This window comes from Micromonospora sp. WMMD980 (assembly GCF_029626035.1).
GTDB lineage: Bacteria > Actinomycetota > Actinomycetes > Mycobacteriales > Micromonosporaceae > Micromonospora.
In genome coordinates this window covers 1,577,837-1,602,789 of the sequence record NZ_JARUBE010000003.1, presented here as the reverse complement: position 1 = coordinate 1,602,789, position 24,953 = coordinate 1,577,837, and the positions used below count along the sequence as shown (strand labels likewise).

Annotated in this window: 24 protein-coding genes and 1 pseudogene; 9 read left to right on the top strand and 16 right to left on the bottom strand. The window is 74.3% G+C overall.

What is annotated here, in order from left to right; translation table 11 throughout:
* Positions 1-69 precede the first annotated feature (69 nt).
* From O7618_RS07735 to O7618_RS07710, 6 genes and pseudogenes are all read right to left on the bottom strand, one after another.
* Positions 70-1,344: an ABC transporter substrate-binding protein gene (locus O7618_RS07735; RefSeq protein ID WP_278105298.1), complete on the bottom strand. Its 1,275-nt coding sequence runs from the start codon at positions 1,342-1,344 to the stop codon at positions 70-72.
* 31 nt (positions 1,345-1,375) lie between these two features.
* A complete protein-coding gene (locus tag O7618_RS07730; RefSeq protein WP_278105297.1) occupies positions 1,376-2,491 on the bottom strand; it encodes a branched-chain amino acid ABC transporter permease in 1,116 nt (371 codons plus the stop codon).
* Positions 2,488-3,366 carry a branched-chain amino acid ABC transporter permease gene (locus O7618_RS07725; RefSeq protein WP_278105296.1) on the bottom strand — a complete coding sequence of 293 codons (879 nt, stop codon included), beginning with the start codon at positions 3,364-3,366 and terminating at the stop codon, positions 2,488-2,490. The genes O7618_RS07730 and O7618_RS07725 overlap by 4 nt, the downstream gene beginning before the upstream one ends.
* Positions 3,367-3,388: 22 nt before the next feature.
* Entirely contained in the window at positions 3,389-4,105 is a 717-nt protein-coding gene (locus O7618_RS07720) for an ABC transporter ATP-binding protein (protein WP_278105295.1), read from the bottom strand.
* Positions 4,102-4,917: an ABC transporter ATP-binding protein gene (locus O7618_RS07715; protein WP_278105294.1), complete on the bottom strand. Its 816-nt coding sequence runs from the start codon at positions 4,915-4,917 to the stop codon at positions 4,102-4,104. The genes O7618_RS07720 and O7618_RS07715 overlap by 4 nt, the downstream gene beginning before the upstream one ends.
* A gap of 100 nt (positions 4,918-5,017) precedes the next feature.
* Positions 5,018-5,976: pseudogene (locus O7618_RS07710) on the bottom strand (sigma-70 family RNA polymerase sigma factor).
* A gap of 384 nt (positions 5,977-6,360) precedes the next feature.
* On the opposite strand from O7618_RS07710, the gene O7618_RS07705 reads away from it, so the two are divergent.
* The 3 genes from O7618_RS07705 to O7618_RS07695 all read left to right on the top strand — a co-directional run bounded on the left by O7618_RS07705 (position 6,361) and on the right by O7618_RS07695 (position 9,287).
* Positions 6,361-7,713 carry an FAD-dependent oxidoreductase gene (locus O7618_RS07705; protein ID WP_278105293.1) on the top strand — a complete coding sequence of 451 codons (1,353 nt, stop codon included), beginning with the start codon at positions 6,361-6,363 and terminating at the stop codon, positions 7,711-7,713.
* A gap of 87 nt (positions 7,714-7,800) precedes the next feature.
* The gene (locus O7618_RS07700; protein WP_278105292.1) at positions 7,801-8,547 is read left to right on the top strand and encodes a lysozyme; all 747 of its coding nucleotides are present in this window, start codon (positions 7,801-7,803) and stop codon (positions 8,545-8,547) included.
* A 68-nt stretch (positions 8,548-8,615) separates the two neighbouring features.
* Positions 8,616-9,287, top strand: coding sequence for a peptidoglycan recognition family protein (locus O7618_RS07695; RefSeq protein ID WP_278105291.1), 672 nt, complete (start codon positions 8,616-8,618; stop codon positions 9,285-9,287).
* Positions 9,288-9,344: 57 nt separating this feature from the next.
* Here the strand turns inward: O7618_RS07695 and O7618_RS07690 are convergent, their stop codons facing one another.
* A complete protein-coding gene (locus tag O7618_RS07690; RefSeq protein WP_278105290.1) occupies positions 9,345-10,121 on the bottom strand; it encodes a HAMP domain-containing protein in 777 nt (258 codons plus the stop codon).
* Positions 10,118-10,804: a response regulator transcription factor gene (locus O7618_RS07685; RefSeq protein ID WP_278105289.1), complete on the bottom strand. Its 687-nt coding sequence runs from the start codon at positions 10,802-10,804 to the stop codon at positions 10,118-10,120. The genes O7618_RS07690 and O7618_RS07685 overlap by 4 nt, the downstream gene beginning before the upstream one ends.
* A gap of 84 nt (positions 10,805-10,888) precedes the next feature.
* Here O7618_RS07685 and O7618_RS07680 point away from each other — a divergent pair, with 84 nt between their 5' ends.
* The 5 genes from O7618_RS07680 to O7618_RS07660 all read left to right on the top strand — a co-directional run bounded on the left by O7618_RS07680 (position 10,889) and on the right by O7618_RS07660 (position 14,442).
* On the top strand, positions 10,889-11,254 hold the full coding sequence (locus O7618_RS07680; RefSeq protein WP_278105288.1) for a metalloregulator ArsR/SmtB family transcription factor: 366 nt from the start codon (positions 10,889-10,891) through the stop codon (positions 11,252-11,254).
* Entirely contained in the window at positions 11,251-11,889 is a 639-nt protein-coding gene (locus O7618_RS07675; RefSeq protein ID WP_278105286.1) for an SRPBCC family protein, read from the top strand. Before O7618_RS07680 ends, O7618_RS07675 begins: the two co-directional genes overlap by 4 nt.
* 63 nt (positions 11,890-11,952) lie before the next feature.
* Positions 11,953-12,570 (top strand): NADAR family protein, encoded by a 618-nt coding sequence (locus O7618_RS07670; protein ID WP_278105285.1) that lies wholly within the window; start codon positions 11,953-11,955, stop codon positions 12,568-12,570.
* 10 nt (positions 12,571-12,580) lie between these two features.
* Positions 12,581-13,090: an NUDIX domain-containing protein gene (locus O7618_RS07665; protein WP_278105284.1), complete on the top strand. Its 510-nt coding sequence runs from the start codon at positions 12,581-12,583 to the stop codon at positions 13,088-13,090.
* A gap of 80 nt (positions 13,091-13,170) precedes the next feature.
* The gene (locus O7618_RS07660; protein ID WP_278105283.1) at positions 13,171-14,442 is read left to right on the top strand and encodes a sulfite oxidase; all 1,272 of its coding nucleotides are present in this window, start codon (positions 13,171-13,173) and stop codon (positions 14,440-14,442) included.
* On the opposite strand, the gene O7618_RS07655 is transcribed toward O7618_RS07660, so the two are convergent.
* The 4 genes from O7618_RS07655 to O7618_RS07640 all read right to left on the bottom strand — a co-directional run bounded on the left by O7618_RS07655 (position 14,429) and on the right by O7618_RS07640 (position 19,528).
* Complete coding sequence (locus O7618_RS07655) at positions 14,429-14,977, bottom strand: RNA 2'-phosphotransferase (protein WP_278105282.1); 549 nt, start codon at positions 14,975-14,977, stop codon at positions 14,429-14,431. The genes O7618_RS07660 and O7618_RS07655 overlap by 14 nt on opposite strands.
* 125 nt (positions 14,978-15,102) lie before the next feature.
* Positions 15,103-16,221, bottom strand: coding sequence for a hypothetical protein (locus O7618_RS07650; protein WP_278105281.1), 1,119 nt, complete (start codon positions 16,219-16,221; stop codon positions 15,103-15,105).
* 238 nt (positions 16,222-16,459) lie between these two features.
* A complete protein-coding gene (locus O7618_RS07645; RefSeq protein WP_278105280.1) occupies positions 16,460-17,509 on the bottom strand; it encodes an aldo/keto reductase in 1,050 nt (349 codons plus the stop codon).
* Positions 17,510-17,587: 78 nt separating this feature from the next.
* Positions 17,588-19,528: an ABC transporter ATP-binding protein gene (locus O7618_RS07640; RefSeq protein WP_278105279.1), complete on the bottom strand. Its 1,941-nt coding sequence runs from the start codon at positions 19,526-19,528 to the stop codon at positions 17,588-17,590.
* Between the two features lie 222 nt (positions 19,529-19,750).
* Between O7618_RS07640 and pgi the strand changes: the two genes are divergently transcribed.
* A complete protein-coding gene (pgi, locus tag O7618_RS07635; RefSeq protein ID WP_278105278.1) occupies positions 19,751-21,385 on the top strand; it encodes a glucose-6-phosphate isomerase in 1,635 nt (544 codons plus the stop codon).
* Between the two features lie 204 nt (positions 21,386-21,589).
* On the opposite strand, the gene O7618_RS07630 is transcribed toward pgi, so the two are convergent.
* From O7618_RS07630 to O7618_RS07615, 4 genes are read right to left on the bottom strand one after another with little or no spacing between them, the layout of a single operon-like run.
* Complete coding sequence (locus tag O7618_RS07630) at positions 21,590-22,003, bottom strand: type II toxin-antitoxin system Phd/YefM family antitoxin (RefSeq protein WP_278105277.1); 414 nt, start codon at positions 22,001-22,003, stop codon at positions 21,590-21,592.
* A 38-nt stretch (positions 22,004-22,041) separates the two neighbouring features.
* A complete protein-coding gene (locus O7618_RS07625) occupies positions 22,042-22,584 on the bottom strand; it encodes a GNAT family protein (protein WP_278105276.1) in 543 nt (180 codons plus the stop codon).
* A gap of 50 nt (positions 22,585-22,634) precedes the next feature.
* Positions 22,635-24,356 (bottom strand): acyl-CoA dehydrogenase family protein, encoded by a 1,722-nt coding sequence (locus O7618_RS07620; RefSeq protein WP_278105275.1) that lies wholly within the window; start codon positions 24,354-24,356, stop codon positions 22,635-22,637.
* Positions 24,353-24,925, bottom strand: a complete 573-nt coding sequence (locus tag O7618_RS07615) for a PadR family transcriptional regulator (protein ID WP_278105274.1) — start codon at positions 24,923-24,925, stop codon at positions 24,353-24,355. The genes O7618_RS07620 and O7618_RS07615 overlap by 4 nt, the downstream gene beginning before the upstream one ends.
* Positions 24,926-24,953 lie beyond the last annotated feature (28 nt).

The following is a 24,953-nucleotide window of genomic DNA, read 5'->3' as shown; positions in this document are numbered from 1 at the left end:
CCGACGGCGGCCACTCTACGTGCGCGCCACCGGGCGGCCGGCACCCGGCCGCCCGGTACGCGTGCCCGCTCAGGCGGTCGGTACGGCGTCCGCCGGCGGGGTGGTCGGCGGTTCGGTGAACTCGGTGACCGCGGCGTCACCGTCGTCGGTGGTGTACGTCGGGCCGAAGTAGGTCTGCGCGCCACCGCTCACCCGACTCAGCCGTACCCCGCTGTAGCCGGCGTGCACCGTGTCCGCGTACCGGAAGGGGGTGAGCCCGGGCCCGCGGAAGCCGCCCTTGCGCACGGCGGCGACCAGCTTCTCCCGGGTCGGCTCCGGCCCGGCGGCGAGCAGCGCCTGCACGAACGTGTACGCCATCGAGTAGCCGTAGACCGCATTGCCGTCGACCGGGTTGCCCGCGTTGAACCGCTGGTGGATCTTCGTGAACTCCTGGATCCACGGATTGCCGGTGTCGCCCACCATGGGCAGGTAGTTGTCGGCGACCATGCCTTCGAGGATCACCTTCTTGTCGCCGAGCTGGGCGGCGAGCGTGGTGTAGTCGGCGCCCACGTTGGACACCACCCACTGTGCCCGGAAGCCCTGCCCGGCGGCCTGTCCCATGGCCAGCGCGGTGAAGCCGGGGATGCTCGCCGAGATCACCACCTGGCAGCCGGCCGCCCGCAGCGCCCCGATCGCCGGCCCGACCTGCTGGTTGGTGGTGGTGTAGGTCTGCTTCGCGGCGACCGGGCCGAGCACCTGCTCCACCCCGGCCAGGGAGTCGCGGCCGAAGTCGTCGTTCTGCCCGAAGTGGCAGACCTTCGCGCCGGGGAACTCCCGCTTCACCCAGCTGGCCAGGATCTTGCCCTCGACCGTGTAGTCGGGCTGCCAGCCGAACGTCGTCGGGTACTTCTCCGGCTGGTTCCAGTTGCGGCTGCCGGAGGCGACGAAGAGGTCCGGCACCTTCTGCGTCTTCACGAACTCCAGCACGTTCGTGTGCGTCGGCGTGCCCAGGCCGCCGAGCAGCGCGAAGACCTTGTCGTCGAGGACCAGCTTACGGACCACGTTCTCGGTGTTGGCGGGGTTGTAGCCGTCGTCCATGACCTTGTAGACGATCTTCCGGCCGTGCACGCCACCCTTGCTGTTGATGTGCTCGAAGTACGCCTTGGTGGCGGCGGAGATCTTCGAGTAGCCGGGCGCGGCGGGGCCGGTCAGCGGCTGGTGGGTGCCGATGACGACCTCGCCGTCGGTGACCCCGGGAACGTTCTCGGCGGCCTGTCTCTCGTCGTCGGCGCAGGCCGGCAACGCGGCCAGCAGGGCCAGGCCGGCGGCGGCGGCGAGCACGCGGCCGGTGGTGGTGAGGCGCATGGTTCTCCAATCCGGTGCGGTACGGGTGCGGTCAGCGGTCACGGCGGACGGCGGCGCGCAGCCGGGCGGCGAGCGCGCGTACGCCGCCCTGCACGCCCCCCGGGGCGGCGAGCATGACGACGATGAGGATCAGGCCGAACACGGCCAGCGCGAGGTTGCCCTCCAGCCGCTGGGCGAGCCCGCCGGGCAGGTCGAGGTGCTCGGTGAGCAGGCCGGGCAGGTCCTGCAACGCGACCAGCAGCAGCGCGCCCCAGACCGCGCCGGCCAGGCTGCCCAACCCGCCGATCACGATGGCCATGAGCAGGAACAGCGACAGGTCGAGCGGGAACTTGCCGGGCGCGACGGTGGCGGTGAGCACCGCGTACACGCCGCCGCCGAGGCCGGCGCAGGCGGCGCTGACCACGAACGCGAGCACCTGGGTGCGGGCCACCGGGATGCCGGCGAGCCGGGCCGCCACCTCGTCGTCGCGGACCGCCCGCAGGGACCGGCCGAACCGGCTGCGTACCAAGTTGGCCAGGAACAGCATGGTGAGCAGCGCGGCGGCCAGCGCGATCCAGGCCAGCCAGCGCTCCGGCTGGAAGTACGCCCCGAGCGCCGCCGGCGGGTTCTGCGCCGGGAAGCGCAGCCCCTGCTCGCCGTTGAACACCCCGGTGAAGATGGTGGTGACGGCCGGCACCAGCGTCGCCACCGCCAGCGTCACGCCGGCCAGGTAGGGCCCGCGCAGCCGGGCCGCGGCCAGGCCGACGACCAGCCCGCCCAGCGCGGTCACCGCGACCGCCGCCAGCAGTGACGCCGGCAGCACCCACCATCCGCGTACGGCCCGCTCGTCGAGACCCTGCTGCACCAGGGCCACGGTGTAGGCGCCGGTGGCCATCAGCGCACCGTGGCCGAGCGAGAGCTGGCCGTTGAGCCCGACCAGCACGGTGTGCCCGGCGGTGACGCAGAGGATCGCGCAGACCCGCGCCACCTGGAGGTTCTGGTAGGGCGGGAGCTGGTTGGTCAGCAGCACGACGAGCGTGCCGGCGAGCACCGCAACGGCCAGGTGGCGCAGCAGCGTCGACCCGCGCGGACCGGTGCCGGCGGGCGCCCCGGGCAGCAGCCGGCGCAGCGGCGACGGCGGGGCCGGTTCGGTGCGGGTGGTGGTCACACGTGCCTCGCTCTCGCCGCGGAGAAGAGCCCGCCGGGCCGGACCAGCAGGACGGCCAGCAGCAGCACCAGCACGGCCAGTGGCGTGGTGTCCGGCCCCAGGTAGCCGGTGACGTACGACAGGATCAGCCCGACCAGCAGGCCGCCGACCACCGCGCCGACCGGGCTGTCCAGGCCGCCGACCACGGCGGCGGTGAACGCGACCACGAAGACCAGGTCCATGGCGTGCGGGTGCAGGCCCAGACCGGTGGGGACGACGAGCATGCCGGCGAGCGCGCCGACCCCGGCGGCCAGCGCCCAACCCAGCGTGAGCATCCGGCCGACGCGCACGCCGAGCAGCCGGGAGACCTCGGGGGCGAACGCGGCGGCCCGCATCCGCAGGCCGACCGGGGTACGGGTGAACAGCAGCGCGAGCAGCACCACGACCGTCAGCGCCGCGCCGAGCACCCAGAGGTCGTACGGGGACAGCGCGGCGACCCCGCCGATGGTGAGCGCGTCGGTGTCGAACGGCGCCGGGGCCGGTCGGTAGCCGTTGCCGAAGACCATCCCGAGCACCGCCTGGATGAGCAGCACCAGGCCGAGCGCGACGATCACCTGGTTGAGCGGGCCGGCCGGCCCGACGAAGCGCATCAGCACCCGCTCCACCAGCGCGCCCAGCGCGAGGCCGGAGAGCACCGCGGCGGCGAGGCCCAGCCAGTAGGAGCCGGTGGCGGCGGCGACCGCGTAGCCGACGTAGGCGGTGCCGACCGCCATCGCGCCCTGGGCGAAGTTGATCACCCGGGCGGCCCGCCAGATGAGCACCAGCGCGAGCGCGAACGCGGCGTAGACCGCGCCGGCGGCCAGCCCGTCGAAGGTGAGGAACCAGAACCGTTCCATCCGTGCCCCTTCCCGCTCGCGGTCAGAACCCGAGGTACGCGTGCCGCAACTGCTCGTCGTCGCGCAGCCGGGCGGCCGGCGCGGCGGTCACCACCCGGCCGAGCGACATGACGATCCCCTGGTCGGCGACGGCGAGCGCGGCGCGCACGTTCTGCTCGACCAGCAGCACGGTCAGCCCCTGCTCGTCGCGCAGCCGCCGCAGCAGCGCCATGATCTGCGCGGCCACCCGGGGCGCCAGCCCGAGCGACGGCTCGTCCAGCAGCAGCAGCCGGGGGCGGGCGATCAGCGCCCGGCCGACCGCGAGCATCTGCCGCTCGCCGCCGGAGAGCTGATGGCCGAGGTGGTCGCGGCGGCGGGCCAGCGCCGGGAAGAGCGCGTACACCTCGTCCTGGGCGCGCCGGGCGTCGGCCCGGTCCCGGCGCCACAGCCCGCCCAGGCGCAGGTTCTCCGCCACGGTCAGCTCGGTCACCACGCCGCGCCCTTCCGGCACGTGCGCCAGGCCCCGCCGGACCAGGTGCTCCACCCGAACGCCGCGCAGGTCCTCCCCCGCGTACCGGATCCGGCCGCCGGTGGGCCGCAGCAGGCCGGAGAGGGTACGCAGCAGCGTGGTCTTCCCGGCGCCGTTGGCGCCGAGCACGGCGGTGACGGTGGCGGCCGGCACGGTGAACGCCACGTCCCGCAGCACCGGCACCGGGCCGTAGCCGGCGCTGAGCGCCTCGACCTCCAGCACCCCGGTCACGTGGCGCCGCCGGTCTCGGCGGGCACGTCGGCGCCGAGGTACGCCTCGGTGACCCGGGGATCGTCGCGGATCCGCGCCGGCTCGCCGGCGGCGATCACCCGGCCGAAGTCGAGCACCACCAGTTCGTGGCAGACGGACATGACCAGGTCCATGTGGTGCTCGACGAGCAGCACGGCGCAGCCGTCGCCGCGCTCCGGCAGGGCCCGGACCAGGTCGGCCAGCTCGGCCAGGTCGTCGCCGCCGAGCCCGCCGGCCGGCTCGTCGAGCAGCAGCAGCCGGGGTCGGGCGATCAGCGCGCGGGCCAGGGCGACCCGTTTGCGCACCGGGTAGGGCAGGGTGGCCGGGGCGGCGTCGGCGTGCCTGTCGACGCCGAGCTCGCCGAGCAGGTCGAGGGCGCGGGCGCGCAGCCGCCGCTCGTCGCGGTCGCTGCGGGGCAGCCCGAACAGCGCGGCGGCGAAGCCGGCGCGGGCCGTGTGGGTCGCGCCGGCCACCACGTTCTCCAGCACGGTGAGCCCGGGGAAGAGGCCGATGCCCTGGAGCGTGCGGGCGACGCCGAGCCGGGTGAGCCGGTGCGGGCGGGGTCGGAACGGCCGTCCGTCCAGGGTGAGCGTGCCCTCGCTCGGCCGCACGAAGCCGCAGACCACGTTGAACAGCGTGGTCTTCCCGGCGCCGTTGGGGCCGATCACGCCGATCACCCGGCCGGGCGGCACCCGCAGCGAGACGTCGTCGAGGGCGACCAGTCCACCGAAGCGCACGCCGACGTGGTGCAGCGCCAGGCCGGGGCCGTCCGCGGGGGTGTCCGGTGGGGTCATCGTCACCTCGCGCGGTTTCGGCGGAGCGCGGGAAAACTATTTACACCGGGAGTGTACGTTTCTCCTCAGGTTCGTCAATGCCTCGATGTCCCACCCGCGGTCACGCCGGCAGCCGGTGCCGGGCGCGGGCGAGGAACGTGCGTTCGGCCCCGTTCGCGGTGCCGGCGATCGCCGCGTCGTACGCGGCCCGGGCCTCGGCCGGTCGGTCGAGCCGGCGCAGCAGGTCGGCCCGGACGGCGTGCCAGACGTGATAAGTGGACAGGTCGAGCCGGTCCACCTCGACCAGTCCGACCGCGGGCCCGCGCACCTCGGCCAGCGCGACCGCCCGGTTCAGCGCCACCACCGGCCCCGGCGCGCACGCCGCCAACTGGTCGTAGAGCGCGAGGATCTGGGTCCAGTCGGTGGCCGCGGCGGTGGTCGCGTCCGCGTGCACCGCGTTGATCGCGGCCTGGATCTGGTAGGGGCCGAGCCGGTCCCGCCGCAGGCGGTGTGCCCCTCGTTGAAGATCAGGTAGATCACCGCCAGCACCCCGCGCACCCGGTCGGGCAGGTCGGCGTCGCGGGGCACCCGGTACGGGATCCCGGCATCGCGGATCTTGGCCTTGGCCCGGACCAGGCGTTGCGCCATGGTCGGCTCGGGCACCAGGAAGGCCCGGGCGATCTCGGCGGTGCTCAGGCCGCCGAGCAGGCGCAGCGTCAACGCCACCCGGGCCGCCGGGCCGAGCGCCGGGTGTCAGCAGGTGAAGATCAGGCGCAGCCGGTCGTCGGGCACGGGTCCCTCCTCGGCGGGCGGGTCGGCGGCGTGCAGCAGGGCGGCCTCGGCGTGCCGGGCGGCCCGGGTGGACTCGCGGCGCAGCCGGTCGATCGCCCGGTTGCGGGCGGTGGTGACGATCCAGCCGGCCGGGCTGGGCGGCGGGCCGTCCACGGCCCAGCGCCGGACCGCGATCGTGAACGCCTCCTGGACCGCCTCCTCGGCGAGGTCGATGTCGCCGAGGAGGCGGACCAGGACGGCCACCGCGCGGCCGTACTCCGCCCGGAAGACCCGTTCGACAGCGGTCATCCCTCGCCCTGGAACGGGCGGACCTCGATCGGCAGGCCGGTGGCGCGGGCGTAGCGGCGACCCCAGTCCAGCGCCGCGTCCAGGTCGGGCGCAGCACGGTGGCCGTCTCCGGCGCGTGCAGGCCGTTGCCGAACACCCAGCTCCCGGCCGCCCGCAGGTCCCGGCCGACGGCCTCGACCTCCCGCATCACCCCGGCCAGGAACTCCGGGTCCGGCCGGTCCGCGCCGGTCGGCTGGTACATGCTGATCAGGTACTGCTTCACGGGTTCCTCCTCGTGCCCTGCGGCGGCCCGGTGCCGCCCTCCACCCTTCACACGAACGGCGGACACCGGTTTCGACACGCCGCGCGGGCGGGATTCTCCCCGGGATCGGGGTATGCCGGCGCATGCGCGACGGCCGGGTGATCGTGGTGGGGGCGGGGTTCTCCGGGCTGGCCTGTGCCCTCGCCCTGGCCCGGGCCGGCGCCGAGCCGCTCGTGCTGGAGGCCCGGGACCGGGTGGGCGGCCGGACCCTGAGCCGCCCGCTGCCCGGCGGCGGGTGGCTCGACCTCGGCGCGCAGTGGATCGGCCCCACCCAGGACCGGATGTACGCGCTCGTCGCCGCGTACGGCCTGGAGACCTTTCCGTCTCCGGCGCACGGCGCGCCGACGCTCCTGCTGGCCGGGCGACCGGCGGACGGGGAGCCGGCCGGGCTGGCCCGGCTGCTCGGCACGCTCGACGAGATGGCGGTCGGGGTCGACCCGGCCGCGCCGTGGCGGGCCGAGCGGGCGGCGGAGTGGGACCGGACCACGCTCGGCGGCTGGCTCGACGCCACCGCGGGAGACCCGGTCACCGCCCGCCACGCCGGCCGGCTGCTCGCCGGTGGCCTGCTGGCCGCCTCGCCGGACGAGGTGTCGCTGTTGCAGATGCTGTTCTACCTGCGCAGCGGCGGCGGCGCCGGCTCGCTGCTGGGCATGGCCGGTGGCGCGCAGCAGGACCGGATCGTCGGCGGGCCGGCCGCGCTGGCGCGGCGGATGGCGGACGCGCTGCCGCCGGGGCGGCTGCGCCTGGGCACGCCGGTGGACGCGATCGCCCAGGACGCCGGCGGCGTGCGGGTCCGCGCCGGCGACGAGGTGCACGCCGGCGACGCGGTGGTGGTCGCGCTGGCCCCGGCGCTGGCCGGTCGGATCCGCTACGACCCGCCGCTGCCGGCGCTGCGCGACGGGTTGACCCAGCGGATGCCGATGGGCGCGGCGCTGAAGGTGCACGCGCGCTACCCGGCGCCGTTCTGGCGGGCCGCCGGGCGGTCCGGGGTGGCGACCACGGACACCGGCCCGCTCACCGAGACGGTGGACAACTCGTTGCCCGGGCGACCGGGCGGGGTGCTCACCGGGTTCAGCTACGGCGCCCAGGCCCGCGCGCTACGCCGGCTGCCGGACGCCACCCGCCGTGCCGCGCTGCGCGACGCGCTGGTCGCGCTCTTCGGCCCGGCCGCCGCCGAGCCCGAGGAGCTGATCGAGTACGACTGGTCGGCCGACCCGTGGACCCGCGGCTGCTTCTGCGGGCTGCTCACGCCCGGCTCGTGGTGCGACTACGGCCCCGAGTTGCGGGCGCCGGTGGGGCGGGTGCACTGGGCCGGGACGGAGACCGCGACCCGGTGGAGCGGCTATCTGGAGGGTGCGGTGACCGCCGGCGAACGCGCCGCCGCCGAGGCCCTGGACCGAGCCGAGTTCAAAGAAAATCTTCGATACGTCTATTGAAAAGTTTCTCCGTCATGTGACCTAATGTTGACAGTTCCTTTCGTTCCACTCCCGCCGCCACGAGCGGCAACCCCCCCGGGAGGAAAGATGCACCGTCTCCTGCGCACGGCGCTGCGCACCACCGGCGCCGCCGTCCTCGCCACCGTCACCGCCGCCGCGGTGGCCCTGATCGGCGCGGCCCCCGCCCACGCCGCACCGGCCGGTCTACCCGGCATGGACGTCTCCAGCTACCAGGGCAACGTGAACTGGTCGACCGCCTGGGCCAACGGCGCCCGGTTCGCCTACGTCAAGGCGACCGAGGGCACCTACTACACCAACGCCTACTTCGCCCAGCAGTACAACGGCTCCTACAACGTCGGGATGATCCGCGGGGCGTACCACTTCGCCCGTCCGGACACCACGAGCGGCGCCACCCAGGCCAACTACTTCGTCGACCACGGCGGCGGCTGGTCGCGGGACGGCAAGACGCTGCCCGGCGCGCTCGACATCGAATACAACCCGTACGGCGCCACCTGCTACGGGCTGAGCCAGGCGTCGATGCGCAGCTGGATCGCCTCGTTCGTCAACCAGTACCACGCCCGCACCGGCCGGTGGGCCACCATCTACACCACCACCGACTGGTGGAGCACCTGCACCGGCAACACCTCGCAGTTCGCCGCCAACAACCCCCTGTGGATCGCGCGCTACTCGTCCAGCGTCGGCACGCTGCCGGCCGGCTGGGGCACGTACTCGTTCTGGCAGTGGTCCTCCTCCGGCACCTTCCCCGGCGACCAGAACGTCTGGAACGGCACCCTGGACCGGCTCCGGGTGCTGGCCTGCAACGGCACCTGCTGACCCACGCGGCGGGGCGGGCCTCGACGGCCCGTCCCGCCGCGGCGCCCGTACCCCACGAGGAGGCCCCGATGTCCGTTCCTCTCCCCCGGCGGGCCGTGCTGCGCGGCGCGGTCCTGCTCGGCGCCGCCGCCGGCGTCGGCGCGCTGACCCAGGTCGGCGCCGATGACGCGCGGGCCGCCGCGACCCGGGTCGACCAGCCGACCATCGCCAACTGCGCGACCTGGGGCGCCCGGCCGCCCTCGTCGCCGGTCAGCGTGGTGCAGAGCCGACCCAACAAGATCATCATTCACCACACCGCGTTCCCGAACACCACCGACTACAGCCTCGCCCAGGCCTACCGGAACTCCCGCGACATCCAGAACCTGCACATGGACTCGAACGGCTGGCTCGACTCCGGCCAGCACTTCACCAACAGCCGGGGCGGCTACCTGACCGAGGGCCGGCACGGCAGCCTCTACGGCCTGCTGCACGGGCAGAGCATGGTGCAGGGCGCGCACTGCGTCGGGCAGAACAGCCAGGCCATCGGCATCGAGAACGACGGCATCTACCTCGACGTGCAGCCGCCGCAGGCGCTCTGGGACAGCCTGGTCTGGTTCTGCGCGTTCACCTGCCAGCAGTACGGCATCGCGCCCACCGAGATCTACGGGCACAAGGACTTCAACTCCACCCAGTGCCCCGGGCTGCTGCACGACCGGCTGCCCGAGCTGCGCCGCACGGTCGCCGCCCGCCTCGGCGGCTGAGGTGTAAGGCGGGGCCCCTGCTTAACGCATTCGGTAGAGGAAGGGGCCCCGCTCAACTCAACGGACCGGGCAGCGCGCCGTCAGCCCACCGGCACCGGCGGCTGCCGCTCGGTGGCCCGGCTCCGCCGGCCGGGCCGCCACCAGTTGGCCCGGCCGAGCAGGGCCATGGTGGCCGGCACCAGGAGCGCGCGGACCACCGTGGCGTCGACCGCGACCGCCACCGCCATGCCGAGGGACCCGGCGGTCCAGGTCTCCCCCGGCGATCGCGGTCGCCGTCTCGGTGATCCGGTCCAGCGGACGCAGGCCCCGCACCAGCAGCACCCGGGCGAATGCGGCGAGCAGCACCAGCACGGTCACGCCGCCGGCCACCTCGACCCGCACCAGGCGGCGCACCGTCTCGCGTACCGGGGCCAGCGGAAGCGCGATGAGCACGACCGCCGCGCCGGCCCGGACGGTGATCGCCCGCCAGGCCCCGTCGTCGAGCGTGGTCGCCGGGCCGGGAGCGCCGCCGGCGGGCGGCGCGGGCGCCCGGTCCAGCAGCGGCACGGCCGGCGGCGAGCCGCCGATCCGGGTCAGCGTGCCGTCCGGGTGCCGGATCTCCACCAGGTAGTCGGACGGCGCGACGACCGCGCGGGCCGTCCCGCCGGGTTCGCGCAGCAGCGTCCCGACCCGCTGGGTGGCCAGCGCCGCACCGGCGCGGAGCTGGTCGTCGGTCCGGTCCAGCAGGTACGACCGCAGCCCGGCGACGCTGACCACGCCGGCCACCAGCAGCGCCACCGCGGTCAGCGCCACCATGCCGGCGAGCAGGCTGCGCCGCAGCGGCAGGCGGCTCATCCGCCGGCCCGGAGCGCGTATCCGAACCCGCGCTGGGTGACGATCAGGGGTGGCCCGAGCGGCTCGAGCTTGCGCCGCAGGTAGCCGACGTAGGTGTCCACCACGTTGGACGCGCCGCCGAAGTCGTAGCTCCACACCGCCTCGAGGATCTGGGTACGGCTGAGCACCCGGCCGGGATTGAGCATCAGGTAGCGCAACAGCTTGAACTCCGTGGGCGAGAGGGCGAGCAACTGCCCGGCGCGGCGGGCCTGGCAGGTTTCCTCGTCCAACTCCAGATCGGCGTAGCGGAGCAGGCCGACGCCGGTCTCGGCGTCCGGGCCGATCCGGCGCAGCACGGCCCGCACCCGGGCGACCAGTTCGTCGACCGAGAAGGGCTTGGTCACGTAGTCGTCACCGCCCCAGGTCAGCCCAGCGATCTTGTCGCGCGGCGCGTCCCGGGCGGTGAGGAAGACGATGCCGAACCGGTGCCCCGCGGCACGCAGGCGGCGGCAGAGCGCGAACCCGTCGCCGTCGGGCAGCAGCACGTCCAGCACCACCAGGTGCGGCGGCTTCTCGCCGGACAACCGCTCCGCGTCGCGCGCGGTGCCGGCGGTGACCACCTCGAAGCCGTGGAACCGCAGCACCGTCGCCACCATGTCGACGATGTTCGGCTCGTCGTCGACCACCAGGACTGTCGTACCCATCGGGGCCAGCAGAGCACAGTTCGATGAGAATCCGATGAGAATACAGTGCTGACTTATATAAGCCAGTCATGATATAAAGAGGTCGTGCACGCCTTCGACGTCCTCGGCGACCCGGTCCGACGGCGGATCCTGGAGCTGCTCGCCGACGGCGAGCAGCCCGCCGGCGAGCTCGGCGAGACCGTGCGGCGCGAGTTCGGCATCAGCCAGCCCGCCGTCTCGCAGCACCTCAAGGTGCTGCGCGAGCACGGCTTCACCACCGTGCGCGCCGACGGCACCCGCCGGCTCTACGCGGTCGACCCCGGCCCGCTGCGCGAGATCGACGCGTGGCTGGCCGGCTTCCGCCGCTTCTGGGCGCCGCCGCTGGCCGCGCTCGCCACCGAGCTGGCCCGGGGCCGCCGCGAACGGAGGCTGCGCGAGAACGACCCCGACGACGAGAGGACCGACCCATGATCGACGTGACCGGCCAGATCAGCGCCGTCGAGCGCCGGATCGGCGACCGTTTGCTGCCCGCCGGGCAGGCGCGGGTGCTGACCGTCAGCCAGACGTACGACGCGCCGGCGGAGGACGTCTTCGACGCCTGCACCAACCCGGAACGGATTCCGCGCTGGTTCCTGCCGGTCTCCGGCGACCTGGGCGTCGGCGGCCGCTACCGGATCGAGGGCAACGCCGAGGGCACCGTGCAGCGGTGCGACCCGCCGCACGGCTTCGCCGCCACCTGGGAGTTCGGCGGCGAGGTGAGCTGGATCGAGGTCCGCCTGAGCGACGCCGGCGCCGGGCGTACCCGCTTCGCGCTGGAGCATGTCGCGCACGTCGACGACCAGCGGTGGGCCGAGTACGGTCCGGGCGCGGTCGGCATCGGCTGGGACCTCGCGCTGCTCGGCCTCGCCTCCCACTTCGGCGCCGCCGGCGAGGGCGTGGACCCGGCCTCGGCGGCCGAGTGGATGGGCTCCGACGAGGGCCGCCGGTTCGTCACCGCGTCCGGCGACCGGTGGACGGAGGCCAGCGTCGACGCCGGCACCCCCGCCGCCCAGGCCCACGCCGCCGGCGAGCGGGTGGCCGCCTTCTACACCGGCGCCGAGGTGTGAGGCGGGGCCCCGGTTGATGCATTCGGTTGGGGGCGTGTCGGTGGGGACGGGCAGAATGCCGGTGTGCTGATCCGATCCGTCGCCGACCTGACCGCCGCCCTCGACGCCGGCCGACCGATCAGATACCTGCACTTCTGGGGGCACCGCCCGCAGCGCGACGGCAGCGTCGGCGCCGGCTGCCTCAGCCAGTGGTGGCCGGCGCCGTTCACCGTGGACGGCCGGAAGTTCGCCACCGCCGAGCACTGGATGATGTGGCACAAGGCCACCCTCTTCGACGACCACGCGATCGCCGAGCGGGTGCTCGGCGCGTCGCATCCGCACCGGGCCAAGGCGCTCGGGCGGCAGGTGCGCGGCTTCGACGAGGCGATCTGGGCGGCCCGCCGCTGGGACATCGTGGTGGCCGGCAGCGTGGCCAAGTTCGGCCAGCACGAGCCGTTGCGGCGTTTCCTGCTCGGCACCGGCGACCGGGTGCTTGTCGAGGCGAGCCCGACCGACCGCATCTGGGGCATCGGCCTCACCGCCGACGATCCGCGCGCCGCCGACCCGGCGACCTGGCAGGGCGAGAACCTGCTCGGCTTCGCCCTGACGGAGGCACGCGCCCGGTTGGCGGGGCAATCGTGGCGGGCGCCCCCGCCCGGCCGGCACGGCTCGACCGACGACGGGCCGGGGTGGGGCGGGTAACGTGCGCGGCGTGACCGCGTACTCGCACTGCTCCTTCTGCGGCGCGGCCTACCCGGCGAGCGCCGGGTGGCCGCGCGTCTGCACCACCTGCGGCGAGACGGTGTGGCGCAACCCGCTGCCCGTCGCGGTGGCGGTGCTGCCGGTCCGCACGCCGGAGGGCCTCGGCGTGGTGGCCGTCCGCCGCGACATCGAGCCGGCCCGCGGCGAGCTGGCACTGCCGGGCGGCTTCATCGAATACGGCGAGGAGTGGTCCGAGGCGCTGGTGCGTGAGCTGTGGGAGGAGACCGGGCTGCGCGCCGACGCCGGCGAGGCGCGGCTGTTCGCGGTGCACGGAGCCCCGGCCGGCGGCACGATGATGGTCTTCGGGGTGCTGCCCGAGCGACCGGCCGGTGACCTGCCGCCGTCCGCGCCGACCGAGGAGGCCACCGAGTGGCTGGTGCTCACCGAGCCGGTCGAGCTGGCGTTCTCCACGCACACCCGGGTGCTCGCCGACTTCCTGGCCGGGCAGCGCCGGGAGTGACCCCGACCTTGGTCGACGCGACGCCAAGTCCTATTGATTGAATAGGGAAAGGCAGCGTCGCCGAGCACCGGAGGTCCCCCGTGAACCGTTCCCCCGCCGAAGCAGTGCACGACGCCGAGCGGAGCCGGCAGTGGCTCGCCGGCGAGGCGCGCGGGTCCGGCGTCGACCGCGACGCCCTGTGGGAGCTGGGCGCGGCGATGGCCGCGGTCACCGCCGCGGCGGCCGAACGCGAGCCGGTCGCGGTGGAGTCCGCCCCGGTCGGCGTGGACCCGCCGATCGTCAAGCCACTGCCGCCGGAGCTGCTGCGCCCACTGGGCAGTAACGCCGAGATGCGTTGGTCGGCGATGGCCGGACAGGGCCACGTGGTGCCGACCGACCGCTTCTTCGTCCGCAACCACACCGTCACCCCGCGCCTCGACCCGGCCGCCTGGCGACTGTCGTTGTCCGGCGACGGGCTGCACGGCGCGCCCACCCGCTCCGCACCCGTCGAGTTCAGCCTCGACGACCTGCGCCGGCTGCCGGCCGAGGAGAGCACCGCGCTCGTCGAGTGCGCCGGCAACGGTCGACGGTTCTTCGCCGAGCAGCAGGGCGACCCGACGCCGGGCGTGGCCTGGGGGTTGGGCGGCGTCGGCGTGGCCCGCTGGCGCGGCGTGCGGCTGGGCGCCGTGCTGCGCCGGGCCGGCCTGCGCGACGACGCGGTCGACGTGATGCCCGAGGGCCTCGACCCGCACTACGTCACCGGCGGGGTCGACCTGGGCCGGGTCCGCCGGCCGCTGCCGATCGCCAAGGCGCTCGACGACGTGCTGCTGGCGTACGAGATGAACGGCGAGCCGCTGCCCGCCGACCACGGCTTCCCGGTGCGGGTGGTGGTGCCGGGCTGGATCGGCATCTCCTCGATCAAGTGGGTGGGCCCGGTCGAGGTCTCCACCACACCGCTGTTCTCGCCGTGGAACACCCAGTTCTACCGGCTGTTCGGCCCCGACCACCCGACCGACGGCACGGTGCTCGGCGCGCAGCCGGTGAAGAGCGCGTTCGAGCTGGCCTGGGACGCCCGGGTGACGGCCGGCGAGGAGGTGCTGCTGCGCGGCCGCTCCTGGTCCGGCAGCGGCCCGATCGAGCGGGTCGAGGTGGACACCGGCGACGGGTGGCGCCCGGCTGATCTGGTCGCCGCCGACCGGGGCGGCCCCTGGCAGCGCTGGACCGCCCGCTGGAGTCCCCCGGCCGCCGGTCGGCACACGCTGCGCGCCCGCGCCACCGACCGCACCGGCGCCGGTCAGCCCGATCGGGCCGCGCCGAACACGCTCGCCTACCTCTTCGACGCGGTGGTGGCGCACCCGGTCACGGCGTGCTGACACGCAGGTAGGCCGGCGGCACGGTGTCGGTCAGCCACACCCCGTTCGCGGACCGGTAGAAGGCGTAGCCGTCCGCGGCCATCGCCGCGGCGTCGACCGCCAGCACCACCACCGCGCCACCCCGGCGCGCGCCGACCCGCCGGGCCGTCGGCACGTCCGCCGACAGGTGTACGTGGTGTCGCCGCCCCCGGCGCAGCCCCTGCGCCCGGATGGCGGCCAGCACGTCCTCGCCGGTGCCGTGGAAGAGCCGGCCCGGCGGGTCGGCCGGGCCGAGGCCGAGGTCGACGGCGACGGAGTGCCCCTGGCTGGCGCGGATCCGGTCGATCCCGTCCGGGCCGGGCTCGACCGCGAAGCGCTGCTTGTCGTTGCCGGCCACCACGGCGTCCAGTTCGGCACGGCCGATCCGCATCGCAGCGAGCAGGTCGGCGACCGGCACCCAGCCGGCGCGGTCGAGGGTCAGGCCGAACCGGTCGGGTCGGTGGCGCAACGCCAGCGACATCCGCCTGCTCACCCGCACCAGGTCACGCTGTTCCACCCGGACAGTGTGGGCGCTCGGCCGGACGACGTCGACCGGGTTGTCGCGGCACGCCGCCCGGCCAGGCGCCCGGACCGACGTCGAGCAGCGCAGACTGCCGGCCCGCCCACCGGACGGCGGCCGGTTCACCGGACGGCAGCGGACCTCGGATCGGCCGTCAGGCCGGCGGCGTCCACCACCTCGAAGTCGCTGCCGCGCAGGCGGTCCAGCGCGTGCAACGCGTCGTTGTCCCAACGCGGGTCCGGCGCGCCGGAGAGGTACCAGGCCGAGCCGTGATCGGCCACGATCAGCCCATGGGTCCGCATCGCCTGGGCCACGATCCGGGCCTGCCGGGGCAGCCCGGACAGGTCGACCGAGCGCTTGAGCCGCAGCCGCTGGCCGAGCTGCGGCAGCGCCGGGTCGGTGGCCGACGAGGCGGAGTGGCTGGCCGGCCACGTCCACCCGGTGCGGGTACGCGGCACGGTCACCCGGATCGCGTGGTCGATCCGGCCGGCGGCCACCTCGTCGTAGCGGACCAGCCCGGCCAGCACGGACAACCCGGCCGCGTCGGCGGAGGTCCAACCCGACCGGCGCATCCGGTTCGACCGCAGGTCGAAGACCGCACCCGAGCCGGCCCGCCAGCCGGCGCCGGACCGGTGCGCGTCGAACAGCTCGTACGCCCGGCAGCCGGCCCGGTCCCAGACGATCACGTGCCGGTCACCGGTGCCGGACGGGCCGCCCTCGACCTTCGCGTCGGGCGGGATCGGGTAGGGCCCGGGGTCGCTCTCGTCGGCGTACCCGAAGGTGACCGGCACCTTCCGCTGCTCGGCCGGGACGACGGTGACCGGGATGCCGATCGGCGCGCCCTCCCACTGCCCGGAGCCGAAGTCGGCGTGCACTGTCGCGCCCGCCCCGATCGCGCCGACCATCGCGGCGGAGCGGGCGTGCACCGGCAACCGGGAGACGTCGGCGTGCCAGACGTTGTCGGCCGGGAAGACGGTGCAGGCCCGGGCCGGGGCGTTCGGCCGGGTGCCGATCCCGACCCGGACGGCCGGCGCCGGCGCGCTCGAGGCAGACGGCGCCCCCGGCGTGGCGCTCGCGGACCCGGCCGGCGTACCGGACGAGGCGCCACGAGCGGTGGCGGCCAGGTCGGGTCCGGCGGTGGCCCCGGACGCGACGGGGTCGGCCCCGGACGGGGAACAGCCGGCGGTGAGCAGCGCCAGCACGGCGACGGCGGCGACGCGGCGAGGTCGGGGACGGAGCATTCCGGCGATCCTGCCCCAACCCGCCGCCCCCAGCAACCAGCCAGCGCGAGGAAGATCTTGGTACGAAAGCGCCCCTATGAGGGCCATTTCATACCAAGATCTCCGGACGGCGGTTCCAGCGCCGCGCCGATGGGCGCCGTCGGGCTTGCCGGCTGGCCCGACGAAGCGGGCATCCCGAGTACGAGCACACGAACCGTCAGCACCGCGAGCACGGTGCCGCCAGGACGAGCACCGCGGGTCAGGCGGCGGCGCGCTCCGGCAGTGGGCGGCGGCGCAGCGCGGGATCGGTGAGCGTCGGCGGGGACCATGCCCCGTCGGGCTGGTAGAGGTTCACCCCCGGCGGCACGATCTCGTCGATCCGGTCGAGCACCGCGTCGTCGAGCGTCAGCGCCGCGCCGGCGAGCAGCGCATCCAGTTGCTCCATGGTGCGCGGTCCGATGATCGTGGAGGTGACCGCCGGGTGCGCCGCGGTGAACGCCACCGCCAGGTGCGGCAGCGTGCAGCCGACCTCGTCGGCGAGCGCCGCCAGGTCCTCGACGGCGGCGTACTTGGCGGCGTTGCCGGGCAGCGCCGGGTCGAAGCGGGCCGGCGTGAGCGCGGGCCGGCCGGCGGTGAGGTCGACCGGCCGGTCACGGCGGTAGCGGCCGGACAGGAAGCCGGAGGCCAACGGGCTCCACACCAGCACGCCCATCCGGTGACGGCGGCACGCCGGCAGCACCGACGTCTCGATCCCGCGCGCCAGGATCGAGTACGGGGGCTGCTCGGTGCGGAACCGGCCGAGCGCCCGTCGTTCGGCGACGTGCTGGGCTTCCACGATCTCGTCGGCCGGAAAGGTCGAGCAGCCGAACGCGCGGATCTTGCCGGCCCGGACCAGGTCGGTGAGCGCGCCGAGGGTCTCCTCGACGTCGGTGGTGTGGTCGGGCCGGTGGATCTGGTAGAGGTCGATCCATTCGGTGCCCAACCGGCGCAGGCTCTCCTCGACCGCGCGGACGATCCAGCGCCGCGAGTTGCCGCCCCGGTTGGGGCCCTCGCCCATCGGGAAGTGCACCTTGGTGGCGAGCACCACGTCGTCGCGCCGGCCGCGCAGCGCCGTGCCGACGATCACCTCGGACTCGCCCGCCGAGTACATGTCGGCGGTGTCCACCATGTTGATGCCACGGTCCAGCGCGGCGTGCACGATCCGGACGCAGTCGTCGTGGTCGGGGTTGCCGACCGCGCCGAACATCATCGTGCCGAGGCAGTGGACGCTGACCTCGATGCCGGTGCCGCCGAGAACGCGGTAGCGCATGGGAACTCCAGGATGTGACGCCGCGCTGACCGGGCGGCGGCCGGTCCGGTCAACCTAGGAGTTCGAGTGCGCTGGAGGTCAACGGTCGCCGGCGGAGCCGTGCGCCCCGGCCAGGTAGCCGGCGGCCTGCAACTCGAACAGCTCCCGGTAGAGCCCGTCGGCGGCCATCAGCGTGTCGTGGTCGCCGGACTGCACCAGCCGGCCGTGGTCCATCACGAAGATCCGGTCGGCGTGCCGGACGTTCGCCAGCCGGTGGGTGATCAGCACGACGGTCCGGTCCGGGTGCCGGCGCAGGTGCGCGAAGAGGGCGTGCTCGGCGCGGGCGTCCAACGCGGCGGAGGGCTCGTCGCAGATCAGCAGCCGGGCGTCGCGGTAGAGGCCACGCGCGGCCACCAGCCGCTGCCACTGCCCGCCGGACAGGTCCTGGCCGTTCTTGAACTGCCGGTCCAGCAACGTGTCGTACCCGAACGGCAGCTCGCTGATCATGTCGTGCGCGGCGGCGTCCCGCGCGGCGGCCTCCACGGTGGGTCCGTCCCGGCCGGTCCGGTCGTGGCGGCCGACCCGGATGTTCTGCCCGGCGGTGAACGGGAACTTCCACCAGTCCTGGCTCATCACCGCGACCTGGGCGGCGAGCTGCCGGGGGTCGAGGTCGGCGGCGTCCACCCCGTCCCAGCGGATGCTGCCGCCGGTGGGCCGGTAGAGGCCGGCGATCAGCTTGGCCAGCGTCGTCTTGCCGGAGCCGTTCTCCCCCACCAGCGCGACCACCTCACCGCGCCGGAAGCTGAGGCTGACCTCGTCCACGGCGGCGGCCTCGGTGTCCGGGTAGCGCAGGCTGACCCGGTCGAGGTCGATCCGGTCGAACCCGTCGACCGGGCGGTCGCCGCCGGTCGGGATGCGCCGGCCGGCGCGGTCGAGGAAGTCCCGGTAGTCCTGGTAGTAGAGGGCGTCCTCGTAGAGCGAGTTGGTGGCGAAGATCGCGGTACGCAGGCTGCCGCGCGCGGACTGCAGGGCGAGCAGCGCGGTCGCCGCCGCCGCGAGCGCGACCACGCCGGTCAGCAGCAGCCCACCGAGCACCAGGTAGAGCCCGAACGTGGCGACCCCGGTGACGGAGAGGCCGACCCCTCGGGTGATCGTCTGGGCGCGGGCCAGGCTCAGCTCCGCGCGGGTCTCCAGGCGCGTCATCAGCCGGTATTCCGAGAGCAGGAAGTCGCGCATCTGGTAGGCGCGGATCTCCGCGGCGGTGTGTCGGTTGGCCATCAGGTCGCCCAGCATCCACTTGCGGCGGCGGCGGGTGATCCGGGCGAGCCAGTCGACACGTTGCCGACGGGCCATCCGCACCGCCGTCACCGCCTCCGGGGCCGCGGCGACCAGGAGGCAGGGCAGCAGCAGCGGGTGGATGATGGTCACCGCAGCCGCGGTGGCCGCCACGCCGACCACGCCGGTGACCAGGTTGACCGTGTCGTTGACCAGGGATCCCGCCTCCGCCACCCCCCGGTCGCGGGCTCGGTCCATCTCCTCGGCGAAGCCCGCGTCGTCGAAGGCGGCCAGCTCGACCTCGGAGGTCGTCTCGAACAGGCGCCGCTCGACCGTGTAGTTGATCTGCGGGATGAGGCGGGCCTGCGCCCACCCGGCGGCGACGGTGAGCGCGCCGCGCGCGGTGACGGCCGCTGCGGCCAACGCCAGGGCCGGTAGCGCCGCGCGGATCCGGGTCGGCGTCGGACCGGCCGCGAAGAGCTGCTGGAGCACGCCGGTGGTGGCGAGCAGGCCCAGCGTGGTGAGCACGCCGGCGGCGACGTTGAGGCCGAGCGACGCCGCGGTGTCCCGGCGACTGCTCGACCAGGCCAGGCTGGTCGCCTCGCGGACCAGCTCGGGCAGCCGCCGCGCCACCGACCAGAAGCCGGTGCCGGCCAACTCGGTCGCGCGGTGCATCCAGTGCGGATCGACCAGCTCCGGCAGCGCCGACTCGCCGGCCGGCTCCGACGGATCGGCCGCGGAACGCGGTTGGATCACCCCGGCCATGGCACCTCCTGCGACGCTCGGGCAGCAGAATATTACTTTCGGCAATCGAAGCGTGTCAGCCAGTGACCGGCGTGTCGAACACGTGTCTGAACCGCGTGTCGCGCCGGACGCGCACACGGGTGGGCGACGCCGGGTCGCGTCGCGGCGACCGGCCACGGGTGGCAGGCTGGTGGGGTCGCCGGCGAACGCCGACCGCCCGTCGTGAAGGAGAAGATCGACCCGATGGCTGTGGACGTCACCACCACGGACGAATGGCAGGCGCTGCGCAAGCACGCCGAGGCGATGCGCGGCACCCACCTGCGTGAACTCTTCGCCGCCGACGGGCAGCGGGGCGAACGGCTCACCGGCGAGGTCGCCGACCTGCACGTGGACTACAGCAAGAACCTCGTCACCGACGAGACCGTCGCGCTGCTCACCGCGCTCGCCGAGCGGGTCGGCCTGACCAGGAAGATCGCCGCCATGTTCGCCGGGCGGCACATCAACGTCACCGAGGACCGCGCGGTGCTGCACACCGCGCTGCGCCTGCCCCGCGACGCCTCCCTCACGGTCGACGGCCAGGACGTCGTCGCCGACGTGCACGCCGTGCTCGACCGGATGGCGGCGTTCGCCGAGCGGGTGCGCTCCGGCGCGTGGCGCGGTCACACCGGCGAGCGGATCACCACCGTGGTCAACATCGGCATCGGCGGCTCCGACCTGGGCCCGGTGATGGCGTACGAGGCGCTGAAGGCCTACCGCGACGCCGGGATCGCCTGCCGGTTCGTGTCCAACATCGACCCGACCGACATCCACGACAAGACCACCGACCTGGACCCGGCGTCCACGCTTTTCGTGGTGGTCTCGAAGACGTTCTCCACCCAGGAGACGCTGGCCAACGCCGACCAGGCGCGGCGCTGGCTGCTCGCCGGGCTGGACGCCGACGACGACGCCGTCGCCCGGCACTTCGTCGCGGTCAGCACCAACGAGCAGCGGGTCCGCGACTTCGGCATCGACCCGGAGAACATGTTCGGCTTCTGGGACTGGGTGGGCGGGCGCTACTCGCTGCCGTCCGCGGTCGGGCTGTCGGTGATGCTGGCGGTCGGCCCGGACCGGTTCCGCGAGATGCTGGCCGGCTACCACGCCGTCGACGAACACTTCCGCTCGACGCCCGTCGAGCGCAACGTGCCCGCGCTGCTCGGCCTGCTCAACGTCTGGTACACCGACTTCCTCAACGCGGAGACGCACGCCGTGCTCCCCTACGCGCAGTATCTGCACCGGTTCCCGGCCTATCTCCAGCAGCTCACCATGGAGAGCAACGGCAAGTCGGTACGCGTCGACGGCGCGCCGGTCACGTGCCCCACCGGGGAGATCTTCTGGGGTGAGCCCGGCACCAACGGTCAACACGCGTTCTACCAGCTCATCCACCAGGGCACCCGGCTGATCCCGGCGGACTTCATCGCGTTCAGCCGGCCCAACCACGACCTGGGCGACATGCACGACCTGTTCATGTCGAACTTCTTCGCGCAGACCGCCGCGCTGGCGTTCGGGCGGACCCGGGAGCAGGTGGAGGCCGAGGGCACCGCGGCCGAGGTGGTGCCGCACCGGGTGATGGCCGGCAACCACCCGACCACGTCGATCCTGGCGCCGAAGCTCACCCCGTCGACGCTGGGCCAGTTGATCGCGCTCTACGAGCACATCGTCTTCACCGAGGCCGCGGTCTGGGACATCAACGCCTTCGACCAGTGGGGCGTGGAGTTGGGAAAGGTGATGGCCAACCAACTCGCCCCGAAGCTCACCGGGCCGGACCCGGACCTCGCCGAGGTGGACACCTCCACGGCCGAGCTGATCCGCCGCTACCGCGCCGAGCGCGGCCGGAGCTGACCCGACCGGCGACGCCCGGGCGGCCCGACCGCCCGGGCGTCGCGGCAGCACCACCGCGTCGGCCCGGCCAACCCGGGGTTCCGTGCGCCGTTCCACGGCGCACAATTCCGCTGCTTCGTGATCACCACCCGCCACCAGCTCGACAATCCGCCGCGCCCGAGCGGCCGAGCGCCCCGGCGGGGCCGCGCCGGAGGGAGCTCACTGTCAGGGGCGGCGTAGGAGGTCGGCGTGGGCGGCCCTGAGGCGGGTGAGCGCCGGGTCGCCGGCGGGGGCACGGCGATCCAGCTCGGCCCACGCCTCGGCGAGCGCGTCGGTCAGCGCGCGCAGCTCGGCGGCGTGTCGCCGGCCGGACTGGCGGTGCAGCTCCTCCAGGCGACGGGCCCAGCCTGCGCTGACCGCGGCCACCCGCTCCGCGTCGGCCCGGGCCTGCGCGCCGGTGCGGGCGGCCGGCGCGGGCACGATCGCGGCGATCGGGCGGGGGTCGCCGTCGCGGGTGACGACGGTGACGGTGTCGGTCAGCTCGGCCAGGGAGACGAGCTGGGTGAGCCGGGTGCGGACCTCGCGCAGCGGCAGGGCGCGCGGCTGGGGGGACCGGTCGGCCAGTGCGGGGACAGCCATGGACACATGTTGACGTCCGGGTACGACAAGAAAGTCGCTCAGGCCGTCCACTCCGGCGCCAGCACCGACCAGACCTCCATGTCGGCCCGGCCCTCCGGCACCGGCGCGGCGCCCCGGAGCACCCCGTCGCGGCGCATGCCGAGGCGCCTGGCGACCGCGATGCTGCGTTCGTTGCCGGCCCGCGTCACCCACTCGACCCGGTGGATGCCGCGCTCCCGGACCGCCCAGTCGACGACGATCCGGGCGGCCCGGGTGACCAGGCCCTGGCCCTGGGCCTCCGCCTCCAGCCAGCAGCCGGCCTCGCACACCCCGCGGGCGGTGCTCAGCGACACCAGCAGCACTCCCCCGACGAGCGTGCCGCGCTGCCAGATGCCCCAGATCCCGCCGTCGTCGCGGGCCCACCGGTCGGCGTACGCCTGGAGGACCCGGCGGGCCGACTCGGCGTCGGTGGCCACGAACGACGCGCCGACCCAGGGCGCGATGTGCTCCCGGCAGCGGTCGAGGTTGGCGAGGAACTCGTCGGCGTGCCAGGGCTGCAACGGCCGCAGCTCGGCGTCGTCGGTCAGGGCGATCGCGAACATCCGTGCAACCTACCGGCCGGGCCTGCCGCCCCGCCTGCCGATTTCGCCGGTCACTGCCGCATCTCGTACGCCCCGGCCAGGTCGGCCACCCGCTGCCACACCCGGGCCGTGCGGTCGGCGTCGACGACCGGGCGTCGCAGGTGGGCGAGCGCCCAGGCGGCCTGCTCGTCGGTGCTGGCCGGCTTGCCGTGCAGCTCGGTGGCGTAGCCGGAGAAGTCCCGGACCAGCAGGTCGAAGATCTCGTCCAGCAGGTCCGTGTCGAGGCCGGCCGGCTCGGCCTGCTCCAGGATGAGCTGGCCGTAGACCACCAGCGCGAAGAGCTGGCCGATGGTGAGCAGGAAGTCCAGGTCACGCTGCTGCGTCTCGTCCGGCGCGTGCGCGGCGAGCAGCGCGACCAGGCCGTCGGCCTGCTCCCGGAACCGGGCCACGTTGGGCACCCGGGCGTACGCGTCGTAGGCGGCGCGCCAGTCGTGGAAGCGGATCGCGCCGAGGCCGCGGGCCGGGCCCTGCCGGAACAGGAACTCGTCGTCGGCCGCGTCGCGGCGGGTCGGCACCGCCGGGTGCGGCTGCGGCCGGAACAGGTAGTTCGGCATGAACTTGAGGATCAGCGCCAGGTTGACGTGCACCGTGCCCTCCAGCTTCGGCAGCCCGCGGATGTCCTTGGCGGCCTTGTCGAAGTAGGTGTCGGCCTCGAAGCCCTTGGCGGCGATGACGTCCCAGAGCAGGTCGATCACCTTCTCGCCCTCGGTGGTGACCTTCATCTTGGTCATCGGGTTGAACAGCAGGTAGCGGCGGTCGTCCGGGCCGGCCGAGCGGAAGTAGTCCACCGCCCGGTCGCTGAACAGCTTCATCGCCACCAGGCGGGCGTACGCGTCGGTCAGCTCGCGGCGCACGTGCGGGAAGTCGGTGACCCGCCGGCCGTAGAGCACCCGGCCGTGGGCGTGGGTGACCGCCTCGTACATGGCGTGCTCGCAGATGCCGATGGACGCGGTGCAGAGGTTGAACTTGCCGACGTTGACGGTGTTCAGCGCGGCGTCGAAGGCGGCCGGACCGGTGTGCAGCACGTCCTCGGCCCGCACCGGGTAGTCCGCCAGCCGGAACTCCGAGACGTACATCTGGGCGTTGACCACGTTGCGGACCAGCCGGTACGCCGGGTGCCGGCTGTCGGCGGCGAAGAACACGTAGCCCTCGGGGCCCTCGACGTCGGCGCGCCGGCCGAAGACGGAGACCAGGCCGGCGACGTTGCCGTTGCCGATGTAGTACTTGCCGCCGGTGGCCCGGAAGCCGCCCTCGCCGTCCGGGGTGAGCAGCATGTCGGTGGCGTAGATGTCGGCGCCGTGCGCGCGTTCGGAGAGGCCGAACGCCATCACGTGCCCCTGGTCGAGCAGCTCGGCGGCGCGGGCCCGGGCGGCGGCGTTGCCGCTCTGCCAGACCGGCCCGAGGCCGAGCACGGTGACCTGCCAGGTGTACCAGTAGCCGAGGCCGTAGAACCCGAGGATCTCGCTGAGCGCCGCGTTGCGGGCGGTGTCCCAGCGCTTGTCCTTGTCGTCCGCGCCGTCGGCGGACGGGGTGAGGAAGGTGGCGAAGAGGCGTTCCCGGGCGGCGAAGTCGAGGAAGTCGGCGTACCACTCGCGGGCGTGGTAGCTGTCGACCAGGGCGCGCTTGCCGCGGTCCTCGAACCAGTCGATCGTGGCGCGCAGCAGTCGCCGCGAGGTCTCGTCCAGGTCGGCGGGGTCGTGGTGGTGCGGGTGGAACAGCAGCGGGTCGCTCACGCGGGTGGCCTTTCCGGGTCGGGGTCGAGGGCGCGGAGGGTGGCCAGGACGTCGTCCAGCCAGGCCAGCACCATCCGCTCGTACGCGATGCCGCCGCGCAGCACGACGTGCTGCAGCGCCGCCCGGGCGTCGGACGGGGCGGGGTCGCCGAAGTCGCGGCGCTCGCCGGCCAGGTAGCCGGCGAGGACGGTCTCGTGGTCGGCGCGGTAGCGCTCGACCTCGGCGACCAGGGTGGCGCGGCCGGCCGGGCCGTCGAAGGCGGCGCCGCGGATCTTGACGGCGAGTTCGTGCCGGACCGCCTCCGGGCGCACCGGGGCGTGCAGCCAGTCGACGAGCGCGGCCCGGCCGGCCGGGGTGACCGACCAGATCGTCTTGTCCGGCAGGCCGTCCTGGCCGATCTCGACGCCGGTGATCCGGTCGTCCCCGGCCATCTGCCGCAACACGCGGTAGATCTGCTGGTGGGTGGCGGTCCAGAAGCGGCCGATCGAGCGGTCGAAGCGCCGGGCCAGCTCGTAGCCGGAGGCGGGTTGCTCCAGGAGCGAGACGAGGATGGCGTGCTCCAGCGACATGCCGGCCATCTTGCTATGCAACTTGTTG

What these genes read in the sequence shown, in the direction of transcription:
- O7618_RS07735 (WP_278105298.1), bottom strand. Translation starts at nt 1,344, where the DNA reads ATGCGCCTCACCACCACCGGCCGCGTGCTCGCCGCCGCCGCCGGCCTG.
- O7618_RS07725 (WP_278105296.1), bottom strand. Translation starts at nt 3,366, where the DNA reads ATGGAACGGTTCTGGTTCCTCACCTTCGACGGGCTGGCCGCCGGCGCG.
- O7618_RS07715 (WP_278105294.1), bottom strand. Translation starts at nt 4,917, where the DNA reads ATGACCCCACCGGACACCCCCGCGGACGGCCCCGGCCTGGCGCTGCAC.
- O7618_RS07705 (WP_278105293.1), top strand. Translation starts at nt 6,361, where the DNA reads ATGCGCGACGGCCGGGTGATCGTGGTGGGGGCGGGGTTCTCCGGGCTG.
- O7618_RS07700 (WP_278105292.1), top strand. Translation starts at nt 7,801, where the DNA reads ATGCACCGTCTCCTGCGCACGGCGCTGCGCACCACCGGCGCCGCCGTC.
- O7618_RS07695 (WP_278105291.1), top strand. Translation starts at nt 8,616, where the DNA reads ATGTCCGTTCCTCTCCCCCGGCGGGCCGTGCTGCGCGGCGCGGTCCTG.
- O7618_RS07690 (WP_278105290.1), bottom strand. Translation starts at nt 10,121, where the DNA reads ATGAGCCGCCTGCCGCTGCGGCGCAGCCTGCTCGCCGGCATGGTGGCG.
- O7618_RS07685 (WP_278105289.1), bottom strand. Translation starts at nt 10,804, where the DNA reads ATGGGTACGACAGTCCTGGTGGTCGACGACGAGCCGAACATCGTCGAC.
- O7618_RS07675 (WP_278105286.1), top strand. Translation starts at nt 11,251, where the DNA reads ATGATCGACGTGACCGGCCAGATCAGCGCCGTCGAGCGCCGGATCGGC.
- O7618_RS07650 (WP_278105281.1), bottom strand. Translation starts at nt 16,221, where the DNA reads ATGCTCCGTCCCCGACCTCGCCGCGTCGCCGCCGTCGCCGTGCTGGCG.
- O7618_RS07645 (WP_278105280.1), bottom strand. Translation starts at nt 17,509, where the DNA reads ATGCGCTACCGCGTTCTCGGCGGCACCGGCATCGAGGTCAGCGTCCAC.
- O7618_RS07640 (WP_278105279.1), bottom strand. Translation starts at nt 19,528, where the DNA reads ATGGCCGGGGTGATCCAACCGCGTTCCGCGGCCGATCCGTCGGAGCCG.
- pgi (WP_278105278.1), top strand. Translation starts at nt 19,751, where the DNA reads ATGGCTGTGGACGTCACCACCACGGACGAATGGCAGGCGCTGCGCAAG.
- O7618_RS07630 (WP_278105277.1), bottom strand. Translation starts at nt 22,003, where the DNA reads ATGGCTGTCCCCGCACTGGCCGACCGGTCCCCCCAGCCGCGCGCCCTG.
- O7618_RS07625 (WP_278105276.1), bottom strand. Translation starts at nt 22,584, where the DNA reads ATGTTCGCGATCGCCCTGACCGACGACGCCGAGCTGCGGCCGTTGCAG.
- O7618_RS07615 (WP_278105274.1), bottom strand. Translation starts at nt 24,925, where the DNA reads ATGTCGCTGGAGCACGCCATCCTCGTCTCGCTCCTGGAGCAACCCGCC.